Source organism: Amycolatopsis sp. H20-H5 (genome assembly GCF_035828755.1).
In the GTDB taxonomy this organism is placed as follows: Bacteria; Actinomycetota; Actinomycetes; order Mycobacteriales; family Pseudonocardiaceae; genus Amycolatopsis.
In genome coordinates this window covers 19,828-32,935 of the sequence record NZ_JAYMZS010000031.1, presented here as the reverse complement: position 1 = coordinate 32,935, position 13,108 = coordinate 19,828, and the positions used below count along the sequence as shown (strand labels likewise).

At 66.7% G+C, this 13,108-nt stretch carries 16 protein-coding genes; 8 read left to right on the top strand and 8 right to left on the bottom strand.

Annotated features, from left to right (window positions below):
* The first annotated feature begins 4 nt into the window (after positions 1-4).
* On the top strand, positions 5-709 hold the full coding sequence (gene fabG / locus QMK34_RS19065) for a 3-oxoacyl-ACP reductase FabG (RefSeq protein ID WP_326415442.1): 705 nt from the start codon (positions 5-7) through the stop codon (positions 707-709).
* Here fabG and QMK34_RS19060 read toward each other — a convergent pair.
* Entirely contained in the window at positions 655-1,398 is a 744-nt protein-coding gene (locus QMK34_RS19060) for a response regulator transcription factor (RefSeq protein ID WP_326415441.1), read from the bottom strand. The two genes, fabG and QMK34_RS19060, sit on opposite strands and share 55 nt — an antisense overlap.
* A gap of 16 nt (positions 1,399-1,414) precedes the next feature.
* Entirely contained in the window at positions 1,415-2,560 is a 1,146-nt protein-coding gene (locus tag QMK34_RS19055) for a sensor histidine kinase (protein WP_326415440.1), read from the bottom strand.
* A 438-nt stretch (positions 2,561-2,998) separates the two neighbouring features.
* On the opposite strand from QMK34_RS19055, the gene QMK34_RS19050 reads away from it, so the two are divergent.
* Entirely contained in the window at positions 2,999-3,808 is an 810-nt protein-coding gene (locus tag QMK34_RS19050) for an AfsR/SARP family transcriptional regulator (RefSeq protein WP_326415439.1), read from the top strand.
* Positions 3,809-3,875: 67 nt separating this feature from the next.
* On the opposite strand, the gene QMK34_RS19045 is transcribed toward QMK34_RS19050, so the two are convergent.
* Together QMK34_RS19045 and QMK34_RS19040 are read right to left on the bottom strand one after the other, a co-directional pair.
* Positions 3,876-5,495: an FAD-dependent monooxygenase gene (locus tag QMK34_RS19045; RefSeq protein ID WP_326415438.1), complete on the bottom strand. Its 1,620-nt coding sequence runs from the start codon at positions 5,493-5,495 to the stop codon at positions 3,876-3,878.
* 184 nt (positions 5,496-5,679) lie between these two features.
* A complete protein-coding gene (locus tag QMK34_RS19040; protein ID WP_326415437.1) occupies positions 5,680-6,126 on the bottom strand; it encodes a MarR family winged helix-turn-helix transcriptional regulator in 447 nt (148 codons plus the stop codon).
* Between the two features lie 178 nt (positions 6,127-6,304).
* Between QMK34_RS19040 and QMK34_RS19035 the strand changes: the two genes are divergently transcribed.
* From QMK34_RS19035 to QMK34_RS19020, 4 genes are all read left to right on the top strand, one after another.
* Positions 6,305-7,864: an MFS transporter gene (locus QMK34_RS19035; RefSeq protein WP_326415436.1), complete on the top strand. Its 1,560-nt coding sequence runs from the start codon at positions 6,305-6,307 to the stop codon at positions 7,862-7,864.
* Positions 7,865-7,885: 21 nt separating this feature from the next.
* Entirely contained in the window at positions 7,886-8,914 is a 1,029-nt protein-coding gene (locus tag QMK34_RS19030) for an NADPH:quinone reductase (RefSeq protein WP_326415435.1), read from the top strand.
* A gap of 62 nt (positions 8,915-8,976) precedes the next feature.
* The gene (locus tag QMK34_RS19025) at positions 8,977-9,810 is read left to right on the top strand and encodes an oxidoreductase (protein ID WP_326415434.1); all 834 of its coding nucleotides are present in this window, start codon (positions 8,977-8,979) and stop codon (positions 9,808-9,810) included.
* Positions 9,811-9,899: 89 nt separating this feature from the next.
* Positions 9,900-10,724 carry an LLM class F420-dependent oxidoreductase gene (locus tag QMK34_RS19020; protein WP_326415433.1) on the top strand — a complete coding sequence of 275 codons (825 nt, stop codon included), beginning with the start codon at positions 9,900-9,902 and terminating at the stop codon, positions 10,722-10,724.
* A 64-nt stretch (positions 10,725-10,788) separates the two neighbouring features.
* Here QMK34_RS19020 and QMK34_RS19015 read toward each other — a convergent pair whose 3' ends face one another.
* Together QMK34_RS19015 and QMK34_RS19010 are read right to left on the bottom strand one after the other, a co-directional pair.
* Positions 10,789-10,926 (bottom strand): hypothetical protein, encoded by a 138-nt coding sequence (locus QMK34_RS19015; RefSeq protein WP_326415432.1) that lies wholly within the window; start codon positions 10,924-10,926, stop codon positions 10,789-10,791.
* Between the two features lie 144 nt (positions 10,927-11,070).
* Positions 11,071-11,322, bottom strand: a complete 252-nt coding sequence (locus QMK34_RS19010) for a hypothetical protein (protein WP_326415431.1) — start codon at positions 11,320-11,322, stop codon at positions 11,071-11,073.
* Between the two features lie 342 nt (positions 11,323-11,664).
* Between QMK34_RS19010 and QMK34_RS19005 the strand changes: the two genes are divergently transcribed.
* Positions 11,665-12,102, top strand: a complete 438-nt coding sequence (locus QMK34_RS19005) for a hypothetical protein (protein ID WP_326415430.1) — start codon at positions 11,665-11,667, stop codon at positions 12,100-12,102.
* Positions 12,099-12,464 (top strand): hypothetical protein, encoded by a 366-nt coding sequence (locus QMK34_RS19000; protein WP_326415429.1) that lies wholly within the window; start codon positions 12,099-12,101, stop codon positions 12,462-12,464. Before QMK34_RS19005 ends, QMK34_RS19000 begins: the two co-directional genes overlap by 4 nt.
* Here QMK34_RS19000 and QMK34_RS18995 read toward each other — a convergent pair.
* Positions 12,461-12,817: an alcohol dehydrogenase catalytic domain-containing protein gene (locus QMK34_RS18995; RefSeq protein WP_326415428.1), complete on the bottom strand. Its 357-nt coding sequence runs from the start codon at positions 12,815-12,817 to the stop codon at positions 12,461-12,463. The genes QMK34_RS19000 and QMK34_RS18995 overlap by 4 nt on opposite strands.
* A 168-nt stretch (positions 12,818-12,985) precedes the next feature.
* Positions 12,986-13,108: a hypothetical protein gene (locus QMK34_RS18990; RefSeq protein WP_326415427.1), complete on the bottom strand. Its 123-nt coding sequence runs from the start codon at positions 13,106-13,108 to the stop codon at positions 12,986-12,988.

Here is a 13,108-nt window from a genome sequence, read left to right as displayed (position 1 = left end):
ACCCATGTCGCGTTCTGTTTTCGTCACCGGCGCCACCCGCGGAATCGGCCTGGCCGTGGCCAGGGCGATGGCCGCCGACGGCGACCGCGTCGCCGTCGGCTACCGGACCGGCGAACCGCCTGCGGAGCTGTTCGGCGTGCCCTGCGAAGTCACCGACCAGAGCTCGGTGGACTCGGCCTTCGCGACCATCGACCGCGAACAAGGACCGGTGGAGGTGCTCGTCGCCAACGCCGGTATCACCCGTGACACCTTGTTGCTGCGTATGGACGACAAGGCTTTCGATGAAGTGCTGGACACCAACTTGCGCGGAGTGTTCCGCACCGTGCGTGCCGCCGCGGGGGGCATGCTCGCGGCCCGCCGCGGCCGTATCGTGCTGATGTCCTCGGCGCTGGGCTTCCTTGGTTCGCCAGGACAGACCAACTACGCCGCGACGAAGACGGCGCTGCTCGGCTTCGCCCGTTCCCTGGCTTGGGAACTCGGCTCGCGGCAGATCACGGTCAACGTCGTAGCCCCCGGCATCATCGACACCGACATGACCAAGGACCTCAGCGAGCGCCGGATGCGCGACACGATGAAGATGACCCCGCTCGGCAGGCCGGGCACGGCCGACGAGGTGGCCGCGGCGGTGCGGTTCCTCGCCGGCGAGTCCGCCGGTTACATCACTGGCGCCGTCCTGCCGGTGGGTGGAGGCATCGGGATGGGCATCTGAGCTGACAGGGGCAACTGGGCCGACGCGGCCTCCCGCCGCCGCCGGGGCCTCGGCACCGGCGGCGAGATCAGTCCCAGCTCGACGGCCTTGTTCGACGCCTCCACCCGTGAACGGGCTTCGAGTTTGTCGAAGATGCTGCGCATATGCCGTTTCACCGTGCCCTCGACGATGCTGAGCCGCCGCGCGATCTGGTAGTTGCTCAGCCCGTGGGACGCGAGTTTGACGACCTCGGCTTCGCGGGGCGACAGCGGGCCGGAGTCGCTCGGGTCGGGGCTGAGCAGCTTGTTCGCCGACAACGAGACCGTCACCAGGCCACCTGGGTCACGGGCCCCGTGGACCGCGGCAGAGAGCGCCTGGTGCGGCACCGTCTTGTGCAGGAACCCGCTGATCCCCAGCGGCAGCAGGGATTGCACGAGCGCGGCCCCGTCGTGCATGGTGAGGACGAGGATGTTCACTCCGGGAGCCGCGTTCTGCAGGGCTCGCACGGTGCTCGGCGGGTGGTCGTTCCCGGGCATTTCGATGTCGAGCAGCACTACGTGCGGCTGGTGCTCGGCCGCCTGCCGTACCGCCTCGCCCGCGCTGCCCGCACCCCCGACCACGTGGAAGCCGTCCTCGCTGGTGAGCAGGCTGGCCAGCGCGGTGCGCAAGAGTGTGTGGTCGTCCACGATCAGAATACGAATGTCGTCCATCGGTCGAATCCCCTTGTCACACCATGTAGTCTTGGATCGGCAAGGCCACGGTGAGTCCCATCGTCGTGGCCTGTTCGCGTTGGGGCAGCGGGACCCACAGCTGGATCCGGGTGCCCTTGCCGGGTTCGGTGCACAGTGAGAACTGCCCGCCGAGCTGTTCGGTCCGTTCCCGCATGACTGACAGCCCGGCCCCGCCTGTGCCCGGAGACTGGTGATGCTCGCCGAAAGCGAAACCGGAACCGTCGTCGAAAGCCTCCACCTCGGCACTGCCGGGCCTGATCAGGATCCGCACCCCGACCGTGCCGGGGGCGGCGTGGGCGAACGAGTTGCGTAGAAACTCCCGCACGATCAGGAAGACCTCCCCCCGATGCCGGTCGGGCAACCAGGTCTCATCACCGTGCACTGAGACTCGCACGGTGGTGTCACCGAAGTTCAGTGCGTCGGCACAGTCGACGACCGCCTCGACGAGACTGGTCAACGGCGCTTCCGCACGGAGGCCGGAAACCAGTCCCCGGGTGTAGCCGCTGGCCTGCTCGAGGGATGCGTGGATCGCGTCCAGATGCGACCGGACCGCAGGGCTCTCTTCGGTCGTCTTCGTCCGGTACAACTCAAGGTTCCGGAACGCCAGCACGAGCCAGTTGCCCAGGTGGTCGTGGATGTCGCGGGCGAGCTTGCCCCGGTCCTCGGAATTGGCCTGTTCGATCTGCTGGAGCAGGTAGGCGTCGTAGCTCTGCGCGGCGGTCTTCGCGTGCAGCGCTCCGATGCGGTCGACCACCTTGGCCGCCGCGACGATCACATCGGCCCGGGCGCCGACCGGAACAGCCGCGGAGAACTCGACGACCTTGCCGAAAGTGTGCCGTTCCAATGCCTCCATGGCGCTGAGCGCGTCGACGATCCGGCCGCGGCAGCAGACCCACAATCCACCGGCGACCGGCGACGCGCGCAATTCCTCTTCCAGGCTCTGGTCGGTGACGCGTTCGAGCGGTAGTTCAAGCGCGCGGGCGCAGGCTTCGAGCAGCAGAGTGGCGTGTGCTCGTGACTCCGCCCAGAGCTCGGGATCGGTGCCGAGTGGATTGGCAGCGGCCACCAGCGTTCTCCGCAGCCGTTCGATGACTTCCGGGATCGCCAATGCCAGTTGTTTGCCGATATGCAGTAAATGCAAAGCGGTAATCCTCCCCACCCATTACATCCGGTAAAGAATCCCCTGTTCTCGTGGACTGTTCCAAGAGAAAAATGGATTCTGGACTGATGCTGAATCAGCATCTGCCCCGGTTAGATTTTCGCGCGTTGGCCGACCCTGCGGAAAATCCGGCGACCGCGCCAATGCGGTGACTCCCTCGGTGCGATCCCAGTCGCACAATGAGGGAATTTGTTCAGTTCTCTAGTCCCCTTGCCGCAGCTTACCGCGTCGGATGGAGTAGCTTCAGCGCCTTCAGCGTGACTTGGCGCACATACTTCCTTCGGAGTAGTCGTGTGCACCTTGCGGGCCATCTATCCGCGATCGCACCAAGGTCGCGTGCTTCTATTCGAAGACCTGCCGAACCGTTGAAGAATCCGGTTCGGCGCCCGCTGGGGGTTCTAGTCCACGAGGAGCGGCATCATGGCAGTCGAAATCCGGTTTGACCTTCTGGGTCCGTTGACCATTCGGTCGCGCGAAGGTGCGCACTCGCCCCGCGGTCCCAAGATCACGAAGATTCTCGCCATGCTCGCGCTGCGGCCGGCCTTGCCGGTGGAGACCACCGCGCTCGTCGAGGAGCTGTGGGGCGAGAACCCGCCGGCCCGGGCGGTCGGCACCGTGCGGACGCACGTCTACCACCTGCGGCGGCTGCTGAGCGAATACCACGGCGTTCCCGGCGGTGAGCTCGTGCGAACTGAAGCGTCGGGCTACGTCCTTGCTGTCGAGCCTTATCAGGTCGATGCGGTCCGGTTCGCCGTGCTGGCGGCCGAAGGCAGGCAGCTGTGCAATGCCGGCCGGTTGGGGAATGCCCTGTCGGCTGCCCGAAAGGGACTCGGGTTGTGGCGTGGGGCCCCGCTGGCGAACGTGCGGACGGGGCGGCTCCTCGGCGGTCACGTGCGGCGCCTCGGCGAACTGCACACGCAGCTGCTGGAAGTCCGCATCGAAGCCGAGATGGCGTCCGGGCGGCATCGGGAACTCATCCCGGAACTGCGTGACCTGATCGTCCGCGACCCGCTCAACGAGTGGTTCCACGCCTGCTTGATGGAGGCGCTGCGCCGCGCGGATCGGCGTGCGGACGCGCTGAAAGCCTTCCAGGAGCTGCGTGTGGCGCTCGACCTCGAACTGGGCGTCCGGCCGTCGACGGGACTTCGCGAGCTCCAACGCGGCATCCTGCTCGACGAGGATGGCTGGCGTACTGCGGGCAGGATGCCCTCGTTGAGCGCCGCGTCCTAACCGGTCTTTTGACAAAGGCCCCTTCGTCCGGTGACGAAGGGGCCTTTCGTCCACCTGCCACGGTGGCTCAGGCGCGAGACTTCCCGCGGCGCTTCCAGGCCGGGCTATGGCCGGACCGGGCGGCGGTGAGCGTCGCGCCGAGGGCTTCGACGTGGGAGGTGCTCATGGTGGCGTGCAGATAGCCGTCTGGGCGCACCACGGCAAGGATGGCGTCGTTGCCCAGCGCGTCGGACAACGGTCCTTCGGCATACCGTGCCTCGATGACTACCGCGTCCGGTCCGGCCAGCTGGCACGCCCGACGGATAACCTCCTCCCAATCAGGCCGCAGCCTGCGTCCCGGCCAGCACAGGACGGTGAACTCGTCGGCCTTGATCGCTGTCCATGTACGGCCCGCGACCCGGACTTCGGGCTCAGACGCTTCCCCGGCCGCGGCGGTGCCCGGCATCGGTAGTACCGGCAGCCGTTCGCCCGGCCGGACCCGCTTTCCGGAGAACGCGTCGAGCAGCACGTTCCGGGCGGCGGACGGGTAACGCACCCCTGTCTGGGCGACCAGCGGGCCGAGCGCACGCTGGAGCAGCCCACCGGCGGAGGCGGCACGCAGGGCCACGTCCCGCACGGCGATCTGCGGCGCCTTGCGCAGCAGCCCCCACTCCGTCTGCAGCGCTGTGATCTTGGCGACCGCGTGCGCGGCATCGCGGCGTTCGGTGTCGTAGCCGTCGATCACCGACTCCGGAAGCCGTCCATTGAGGACGCCGCCGAGTCGCCACGCCAGGTTGATCGCGTCCTGCAGCCCGGTGTTCATGCCCTGGGCGGCGGCCGGGCTCATGATGTGCGCGGCATCGCCGACAAGCAGGCAATGGCCGGACCGGAATCGGGAGGCTGTCCGCGCGTGCACTCGGAAGGTCGCGCTGAACCGCAGTTCACCCAGTACGTTCCGGCCGGGGCCGCGCTCGTCGACGATGGCCTGGAAGAACTCCCGTGACGGCGGGGTGTCGTCCTCCGGATGCGGCACGCTGACCGCGACCCGGCAGACACCCGAACCCAGCGGGCCCAGAGCCAGACTGCCTTGCGGTGCGTAGCAATAGCTCACCACGTTCTGCGGCGCGTCGCCGACGATCTCCGCGTCGGTGATGGCGAAGCTCACGTCGAATTGCGCACCTTCGAACGAGGACCCGACCAGCTTGCGCACGGAACTGTGCGCCCCATCCGCGCCGACGAGCCAGCTCGTCTCTACCTCCTCGGTGGTGCCGTCCGGCCCCTGCAGCACGGCGACCGGGCGGGGCCCCGTCGCGTTCCGTAGGTCGCTCAGCCGCACCCCACGTTCGATCTTCCCGCCCAGCTCACCGAGGCGGTCCTCGATGATCCGCTCGGTCTCGTGCTGGCTGATCGCCACGGCGAACGGGTATGGCGTGTCCCGCAGCCGGTTCATCCACGCCGTGCCCAGCGGGCGCCCTTGTGACAAATAGGTGACCCCGTCGATCGGATGGCCATTGTCGGCCAGCCGGTCGGTGAGGTCGTTGTGCCGCAACAGCTCCAGCAGTCGCGGCCAGATGATCGTGGCCCGGGAATGGGCCGAATGTTCCCGTGAGGCGTCGATGAGCCGCACCGCGATGCCCTGCTGGAGCAGCTCACACGCCAGCAGGGTGCCCACCGGCCCCGCTCCCACGATCACCACTTGCTCGTCCATTTGAAGCGCACCTCTCAGCCGTCGTCGACGGGACTCGTCCGTGCCGTCCGGTCCGCCCCGGACAGCAGTTCGGACGCTACGGGCGGCACCGCCTCCAAGCGGCCGTCATGTCCCGAACGTATGCCTCAGTGTCACCAAAGCTGTGCCGGCGAAAGCTGTGTCGCCGAAGCGGTGACAGCCGGACTCAGCCGGTGGACAATGTGGTGACCGCGTGCCGCAGCAGTGCACGCAAGGACCTGTCCTCGTCAGGGCTGAACGCGGCGGAAAGCCTGGCCTCCACGGCAAGCGCGGCCGCGTCGGCCTTGCGAAAGGTCGCGTGCCCGGTCCGGGTCAGCTTGGCCACCAGGACCTGGGCGTGCACGTCCGACGGGCTGCGCTCGACCAGCTTCTTCGATTCCATCGTGGACAGCAGTGACGCCATGCTCTGCGGGGTCACGCAGCAGACACGCGCCAGCTGGGCGCCTGAGAGCGGGGCGACGGACAGCGCGTGTAGCACCGCGTACTGCGGCACGGACAGGCCGAACGGCCTCAGTACCCGGTTCTTCTCGGCCATCAAAGCCTGCTCGGCACTTTTCAGGAAGGTGCCCAGCCGTGACTCCAGGCCCTTGGAGATCCGTTCTTCGATGCCCATGTGGCCTCCTCGTCATGCTCGGGCGGGGTGTTCCGTGTCCGGTGAACAAACTATCAGCTTTCTCACTGAGAACAGAAGTCTTGTGCTTGACGGCGGCTGCCCGTAGATGCTTCCATGTCTTCTATACATCAGAAACCTGATGGATGTAAGGCACTACGAGGTCTGGAGAGGTTCATTCATGGTGGTCAACGCCGCAGCGGACACGCGGCGCCGCACCCGGCCCGGCCTCACGCTTGCCGTGGTGTGCGCCGCGATCGTGCTCGTGCCGGTCACCGCGACCGGTGCCGCGGTCGCCCTGCCCGACGTCAGCGCGGGCCTGGGCACCAGTCTCACGTCCGCCCAATGGGTGGTGAACGCGTTCTTCCTGACCTTCGCCAGCTTCATGGCGATCAGTGGCTCGCTGGCCGACCTGACCGGGCGCCGGCGCATGTTCGCCGGTGGCCTCGCGCTGTTCTGCGCGGCGATGCTCGTAGCGGCGTTCGCTCCTTCGATCTTCGTGCTGATCGCCGCGCGCGTGATCGCGGGCATCGGCGCGGCCTGCGCCACGACCGGTGGCAGCGCCCTGCTGGCCCACGCCTTCGAGGGTCCTGCCAGGACCAAGGCGTTCGGCGTCTTCGGCACCGCGATCGGTCTCGGGCTGGCGTTCGGCCCGCTGATCGCCGGGGTGCTGGTGACCTCGCTCGGCGGCTGGCGGGTGTTCTTCCTGGTCGCCGCCGTGGTGCTTCTGCCGCTGCTGGCCCTGGTCCCGTTGCTGACCGAATCCAAGAACGCCCATCCCGACGGTGCGGACTGGGCGGGCGCGGTTACCTTCACCCTCGGTTTGTCCCTATTCGTGCTGAGCCTGGTCGAGGGGCCGTCACTGGGCTGGGGCAGCCCGCTGGTCGTCGGCTCGTTCGCCGCGTTCGTGGTCCTGCTGGTGGTGTTTGTGGTGATCGAGCGCCGCAAGGGTCATCCAATGATCGACGTCTCGTTGTTCGCCGAACCGCGGTTCCTGGCGATCTGCGCGATGCCCGTCCTGCTGGCCATCGGGTTCGTCGCACTACTCATGTCGTTACCCGCGTACTTCATGGCCGTCGACGGGATGAGCGCCCAGTCCGCCGGCTTGCTGCTGGTGCTGCTCACCGGACCGACACTGGTCGCGCCCGTGCTGGTCAGCTCGATCGCGCACCGCGTCCCCCAGGTCGTGCTGCTGGTCGTGATCATGGCGCTGGTCGCGGCGGGCGCGGCCTGGCTGACCGTTATCCACCCCGGTTCGACCTCCGGTGAGCTCGCCGGCCCGCTGCTGCTCATCGGGTCCGGGTTCGGGGTGTCACTGGCCATTCTCGACGGCGCCGCGGTTTCCTCGGTCGAGTCGGCGCGGGCGGGGATGGCGGCCGGGGTGTTCAACACGATGCGCCTCGGCGGTGAGTCGGTGTCGATCGCCATCCTGGGCTCGCTGCTGACCGCCGTCACCCAATCCCACCTCACCGGGGCCCTGGGGGCCGGTGAGGCAAGCGCTGTCACGGCCCAGATGCTGCAGGGCGACATGGCAAGCGCGGTGGCCGCAGGCACCGGCCCGGCCGAGTCGCTGCGCCGGACAGCCGCCGAGGCGTACACCGAGGCGATGCACGTCGGCCTGTGGGCCATCGCCGCGATCTCCGTGCTCGGAGCCGTCATGGTCGGCCTGCTCGCCCGTGACCGTACTGTTCCCGTCGAACTACGGTCAGTCGAAGAACTCACCAACCAGTCCGCCGGCTGACCGGCATTGGAGAGAAGTCCTATGCAAGCCATCGTTTATCGCCGCAACGGCGGCGTCACGGTGCCGAGTCTGGAAGAGCGGCCCTTGCCCGTCCCCGGTGTCGGCGAGGTCCGGGTGCGCGTCCACGTCTCCGGGGTGAACCCGCTGGATGCCCGGGCACGCGGCAAGGCCGAAGCGCTCGACTACGTCCCCAACCACGACGGCGCCGGAGTCATCGACGCGGTCGGCCCTGGAGTCGCTGAAAACCGGACCGGGCAACGGGTCTGGCTGTGGGCCGCGGGCAGGCCGTGGGCGGGTAGGCCACACCCCGGCGGCACAGCGCAGGAATACGTCGCGCTGCCGGAGAAACTGGCACTTCCCCTGCCGGACAACGCGTCCTTCGAACTCGGCGCGAGCGTGGGTATCCCGGTGCTGACCGCGCATCGTTGCCTGACCCTGGGTGAACACGGCCCGGCGAGGCTGGCCCCCGGCAGGCTGTCCGGCCGGACGGTCCTGGTCGCGGGCGGTGCCGGCGCGGTGGGCAACGCCGCGATCCAGCTCGCCCGCTGGGCTGGCGCGACGGTGATCACCACCGTCAGCAGTCCGGCCAAGGCGACGCTGGTGAAGGCGGCCGGAGCCGACTACGTCGTCGACTACCGGGCCGAAGACGCGGCCGAGACGATCCGCCGCGTCTTTCCCGGCGGGGTCGACCAGGTGGTGGAGGTGTCCGTCGCCGAGAACGCCGCCCTGGATCTCGCGGTGCTCAAGCCGAACGGAGTCGTCGCATATTACGCGAACGTTGACAGCGGTACGGTGAGCTTGCCGATCCGGGAAACGGTGATGGCCAATTTCCGCTGGCAGGGCGTATATTTGTACGGTATTTCGGCCCTCGCTGAACAGAATGGCCTCGCTGCGGTGTCGGCCGCACTCGCTGACGGCGCTTTCCGTGTCGGTGAGGACGCGGGCTTACCGCTGCACCGCTTTTCGTTCGCCGAAGTTCCGCATGCGCACGACGCGGTGATGGATGCCTCGCTCGTCGGGAAGGCGCTTGTTGATATCTATGCAGAGTAGAACGCGTACTCCGGACTGTTACACCCATTGAACGTCACCCAACTGATAGAGGTCGAAGAACTATGAGCCCACGCGTCTGGTTGATCACCGGTGCCTCCTCCGGCTTCGGGCGTGCGATCGCCGAAGCTGCACTGTCCGCGGGCGACGTCGTGGTCGCCGCCGTCCGGCGCTTGGACTCCGTGGCCGACCTCGTCGCCGCCGAGCCCGACCGCGTTACCACCGTCCAGCTCGATATCACGGACCACGCGCGGATCAGCGCCGCCGTCGACGAGGTCCTGGCGCGGCACGGCCGGATCGACGTCCTGGTCAACAACGCGGGCCGTGGCTTGGCCGGCGCCGCCGAACAGGTCGGTGACAAAGAACTGCGCGGACTGATGGACCTGCATTTCTTCGGCCCGGTCGAGCTGACCCGCGCGGTGCTGCCACACATGCGTGAGCGGCGCGACGGCACGATCGTGCAGATGAGCAGCCAGGCCGGCCGCTACTCCTTCGCCGGTATCAGCGGCTACTCCGCCACGAAGTTCGCCCTGGAGGGCTGGTCCGAGGGCGTGGCGCCGGAGGTCGCGCCGTTCGGGATCCGCGTGCTGATCGTCGAGCCCGGCGCCTTCCGGACGTCGTTCAACGAGCCTGGGGTGCTGCTCACCGAGAACAACGAGACCTACCAGGACACGGTCGGTCCGGTCCTTTCCGCCCTTGCCGGTGCGAACGGCGTCCAGCCGGGCGACCCGGTCAAGGCGGCGGCAGCGATCCTTTCTGCCGTGGACGCGAAAGAGCCCCCGTTGCGGCTGCCGCTCGGTAACGACGCGGTAGACAGCATCGCCGCGAGCCTTAAGGGTTCCCGCGTCGAAATCTTCGAATGGGAATCGCTGGCCCGCAGCACGGACTTTCCTGCCTGACACCAAAGAAACATACTCGAATCAATTCCGGGTCGGTAGATTTTTCAGTAGAGAGTAAATCTATGACTTCGGCCTGAAGCGGGGAAATAATGACCAAGCCAGTACGTATCGGTGTGCAACTGGTTCAAGGAGGCACAGGGGTCACCTACGGGAAACTGCGGGACAAGGTCTTCGAAATCGAAGAAGCTGGCGCGGATATTCTTTTCAGCTACGACCACTTCAACGTCCCGGTGGGTACGATCGACCCGGTCGAGGGTATTTCCGCGAAGGGCGACCAGCCTGACGTGGAGAACTTCGAGGGCTGGTCTGTCATGACAGCGTGGGCTGAGCAGACCGAGCGCCTTGAACTCGGTGTGTTGGTCACCGGCACCGGGTACCGCAACCCGGACTTGCTGGCGGACATGGCCCGTACCGTCGACCACATCTCCGGCGGCCGACTCATCCTGGGGCTAGGTGCGGGCTGGTACGAAAAGGACTACCTCACTTACGGATACGAGTTCGGCACCGTCGGCTCGCGGATGAAGCTGTTCGCCGAGAACCTGGAGCGGATCAGTCACCGCCTTTCGGTGCTCAACCCCGCTCCGATAAGGAAGATCCCCATCCTCATCGGCGGCGGCGGGGAGAAGAAGACGCTACCGCTGGTCGCCCGGTATGCGGACATCTGGCACTACTTCGACACACTGGACTCCCTTGCCCGCAAGAACAAGATACTTGAGGAGAACGCCACAATCATCGGGCGGGACCACTCGGAGATCGAACGTTCGCAAGAATGGGCCGGTCTGGAAGTGGCGGATGAGTACGCAAACGCGGGGGTCACGTTCTTCACCCTGGTGCTCTGGTCGCCACACGACCTGACCGAACTGCACAAGGCGATTGCCTGGCGAGACGAGCGCAATAAGGGTCTACTGAGGTGAATTCACCTCACGGTATCGCGGCAGCCGATGCCCCCGGTGGCTTTACCGGGGGCATCGGCTCTGTTCATTCGCTGCTGTACGGGCTGAACATGGTGTCCAGATATTCCTCCGGCGGCTCCGCGAGGAGTTCCTCGTGCCTGCCGACGAACTGCCGCAATGCGGGCAGCGGGACTGTCCAGGGAACGGGGTTTCGGCCCGACACGCCGGGCTGAGGTCCGGCGGGATGGGCACTATGAGTGATGACATTGCACGCTGTGAGTCCACACAAGAGTGAACCCAGGGCGGGGCGGCAGCTGTCTGCTCGGTCCAACCCGAACCGCGCCTACCACGCGAGCTCCGTAGCCCACTACAGAATCGGCTTCGACCACCGGTGGCTCCTCGTCGATCTCCCATCAGCCTCGTGCGGTCGGGTGTACTTGTGAACAAGGTCGCCCATCACGGTGGAACCATCCCCGATTGTGGTTCCGTCAGAAAAGAACCCGGCCACGGTCGCGTCGGCGCCGACTGTGATCCGGTCGCACAGATAAGTCCCGTAGGCAAGGCGCGTCCGCTCGCCAATCGTGCTGTCGTAGCCGATCCGCACGCGATCGTCGATCACACAGTCTGCTGCGATTTGAACGCCTTCGTGGGTGACGACCAGGTTGCCGACCAGACAATAGTGACTTGATGGTCATGTCTCGCTCCCGGTGTTGCCGATCAGCCACTCCGCAGTGACTTCGATGGCCTCGTCTTCTCGCCCTCGGGTGTCAAACCCGTGATCGGAACCGCGGACGGTGTGGAAGTCGATATCGGGTCGCGCCGCCGCTGTCTGCCGGGCGATGTCCTAGTAAACTGTCGCCTCTAACCTGTTGGAGTATTAGGTGGCGGAGTCGGGTGCGGGCGTCTTCTGTGGTGAAGTGCCAGTCGACGTGACGCTGGTTGGCGTTGGTGGCCTGTCCGGATGGCCTCGGCGGCAGCATCCGAGGTGCGGTCGGTTGCCGTGCCGTGGGGCAACTGCGTCGAGCCGTCGAACGTCAAGGCCGGAGGAAAAGCCTGCCCGATCCGTCTTCAGTGTTCAGGGTGCTCGTCGTATCGGCCCGACCCGTCACATCTTCCATCCATTGAGGACCAGGTGCGGAGTCTGAAGGTGAACCTGGAGTTGGCCCGCGCGATGAGCACGGCTGACTACACCATCCGGGGCAGGGAAGGCGAGATCGTCGACTACCAGAACGTGATCAAGAAGATGATGGTGAAGCTGGAGTCCATGTCCGACGAGGAACGCCACGAGGTCGAGAAAGCCAGCAAGATTCTGCGGCGTCTGCGCGCCGGTGCCACCGTGCCCAGGCCGGTAGCGCTTCCCATGCCGGTGGTCCGACCCGCCGGCGAGGTCAGGCGGTGACGGCCAAGCGTCGTCCCGCTGATGTGCTCCGGGAAGCTCGTAAACGCGACAGTCTGGCCAAGCGGGCCAGGGTTCTCGCCGTGGTGGATGACTTGAAGGCGACTGGCGAGCCGATCACCTTCCTCGGCGTCGCCAAAGCCGCAGGGGCGTCGAGCTGGCTCGTCTATGCCGAGGGCGTCCGCGCGCACATCGAGGCCGCTCGCACAAGCCAGAAAGGCACCCAGCGCCGCGAGCGCCAGTCGGGTACCACGGCCAACGAATGGGCAGATTCTCCGTCCTTTGTGGAGGGTAAGCGGCTTCGAAGGCCAGGCGCCCGAGGCTTCGAGCGGCGGCTGCTGCGACAGTTCTCAGACGCGTTCTAGGACCGACCGAGCTGCTCCGCGTAGCTGCCCTGGTGGTAGTACCAGGCGACCCGGTCGCCGACTGTGAGCCCTCGCACGCCCTCGCCGAGCGAGGCGACACGGCCCATTCCCTCCACACCCAGGACGGCGGGGACCGACCAGCTGGGCAGCGGCCTGGTACGGACTCCGACGTCCATGAAGTTCACGCCCGCGATACCGAGCCGCACCAGCACTTCCCCCGGCCCTGGAACAGGGTCCGGGAGCTCGGTCCAGGTCATGACCTCCGGGCCGCCGTACTGCTCCACGAAGATCGCGTGCAGGGGACACCTCCTCGTCGCTTCGGGGTACGGCGGACTTCGTCTCCTGCCGGACACTGGCAACGGTAGGACGACAAAAATGGACTAGCAAGTCCAGAAAATTGGTAATGCCAGGCCCTGACAGACCACCGGGGCAGACGGCCCACCCGCACAGTGATCACGAGCGCGGAACCAACCTCGTGAGATGCCACGCTCAGCCAGGCTGGCACCGTCGGCGGCGAGACATCAGACCGGGATGCCCATTCGCAGAGCGAGTGTCCAGGCGTTGCCGAAGCCGAAGGTGCGGGCCACCATCACGCCCGCGATGACAGTGACACCACCGCGTGCGTCGACCTGCTGCCGACCCAT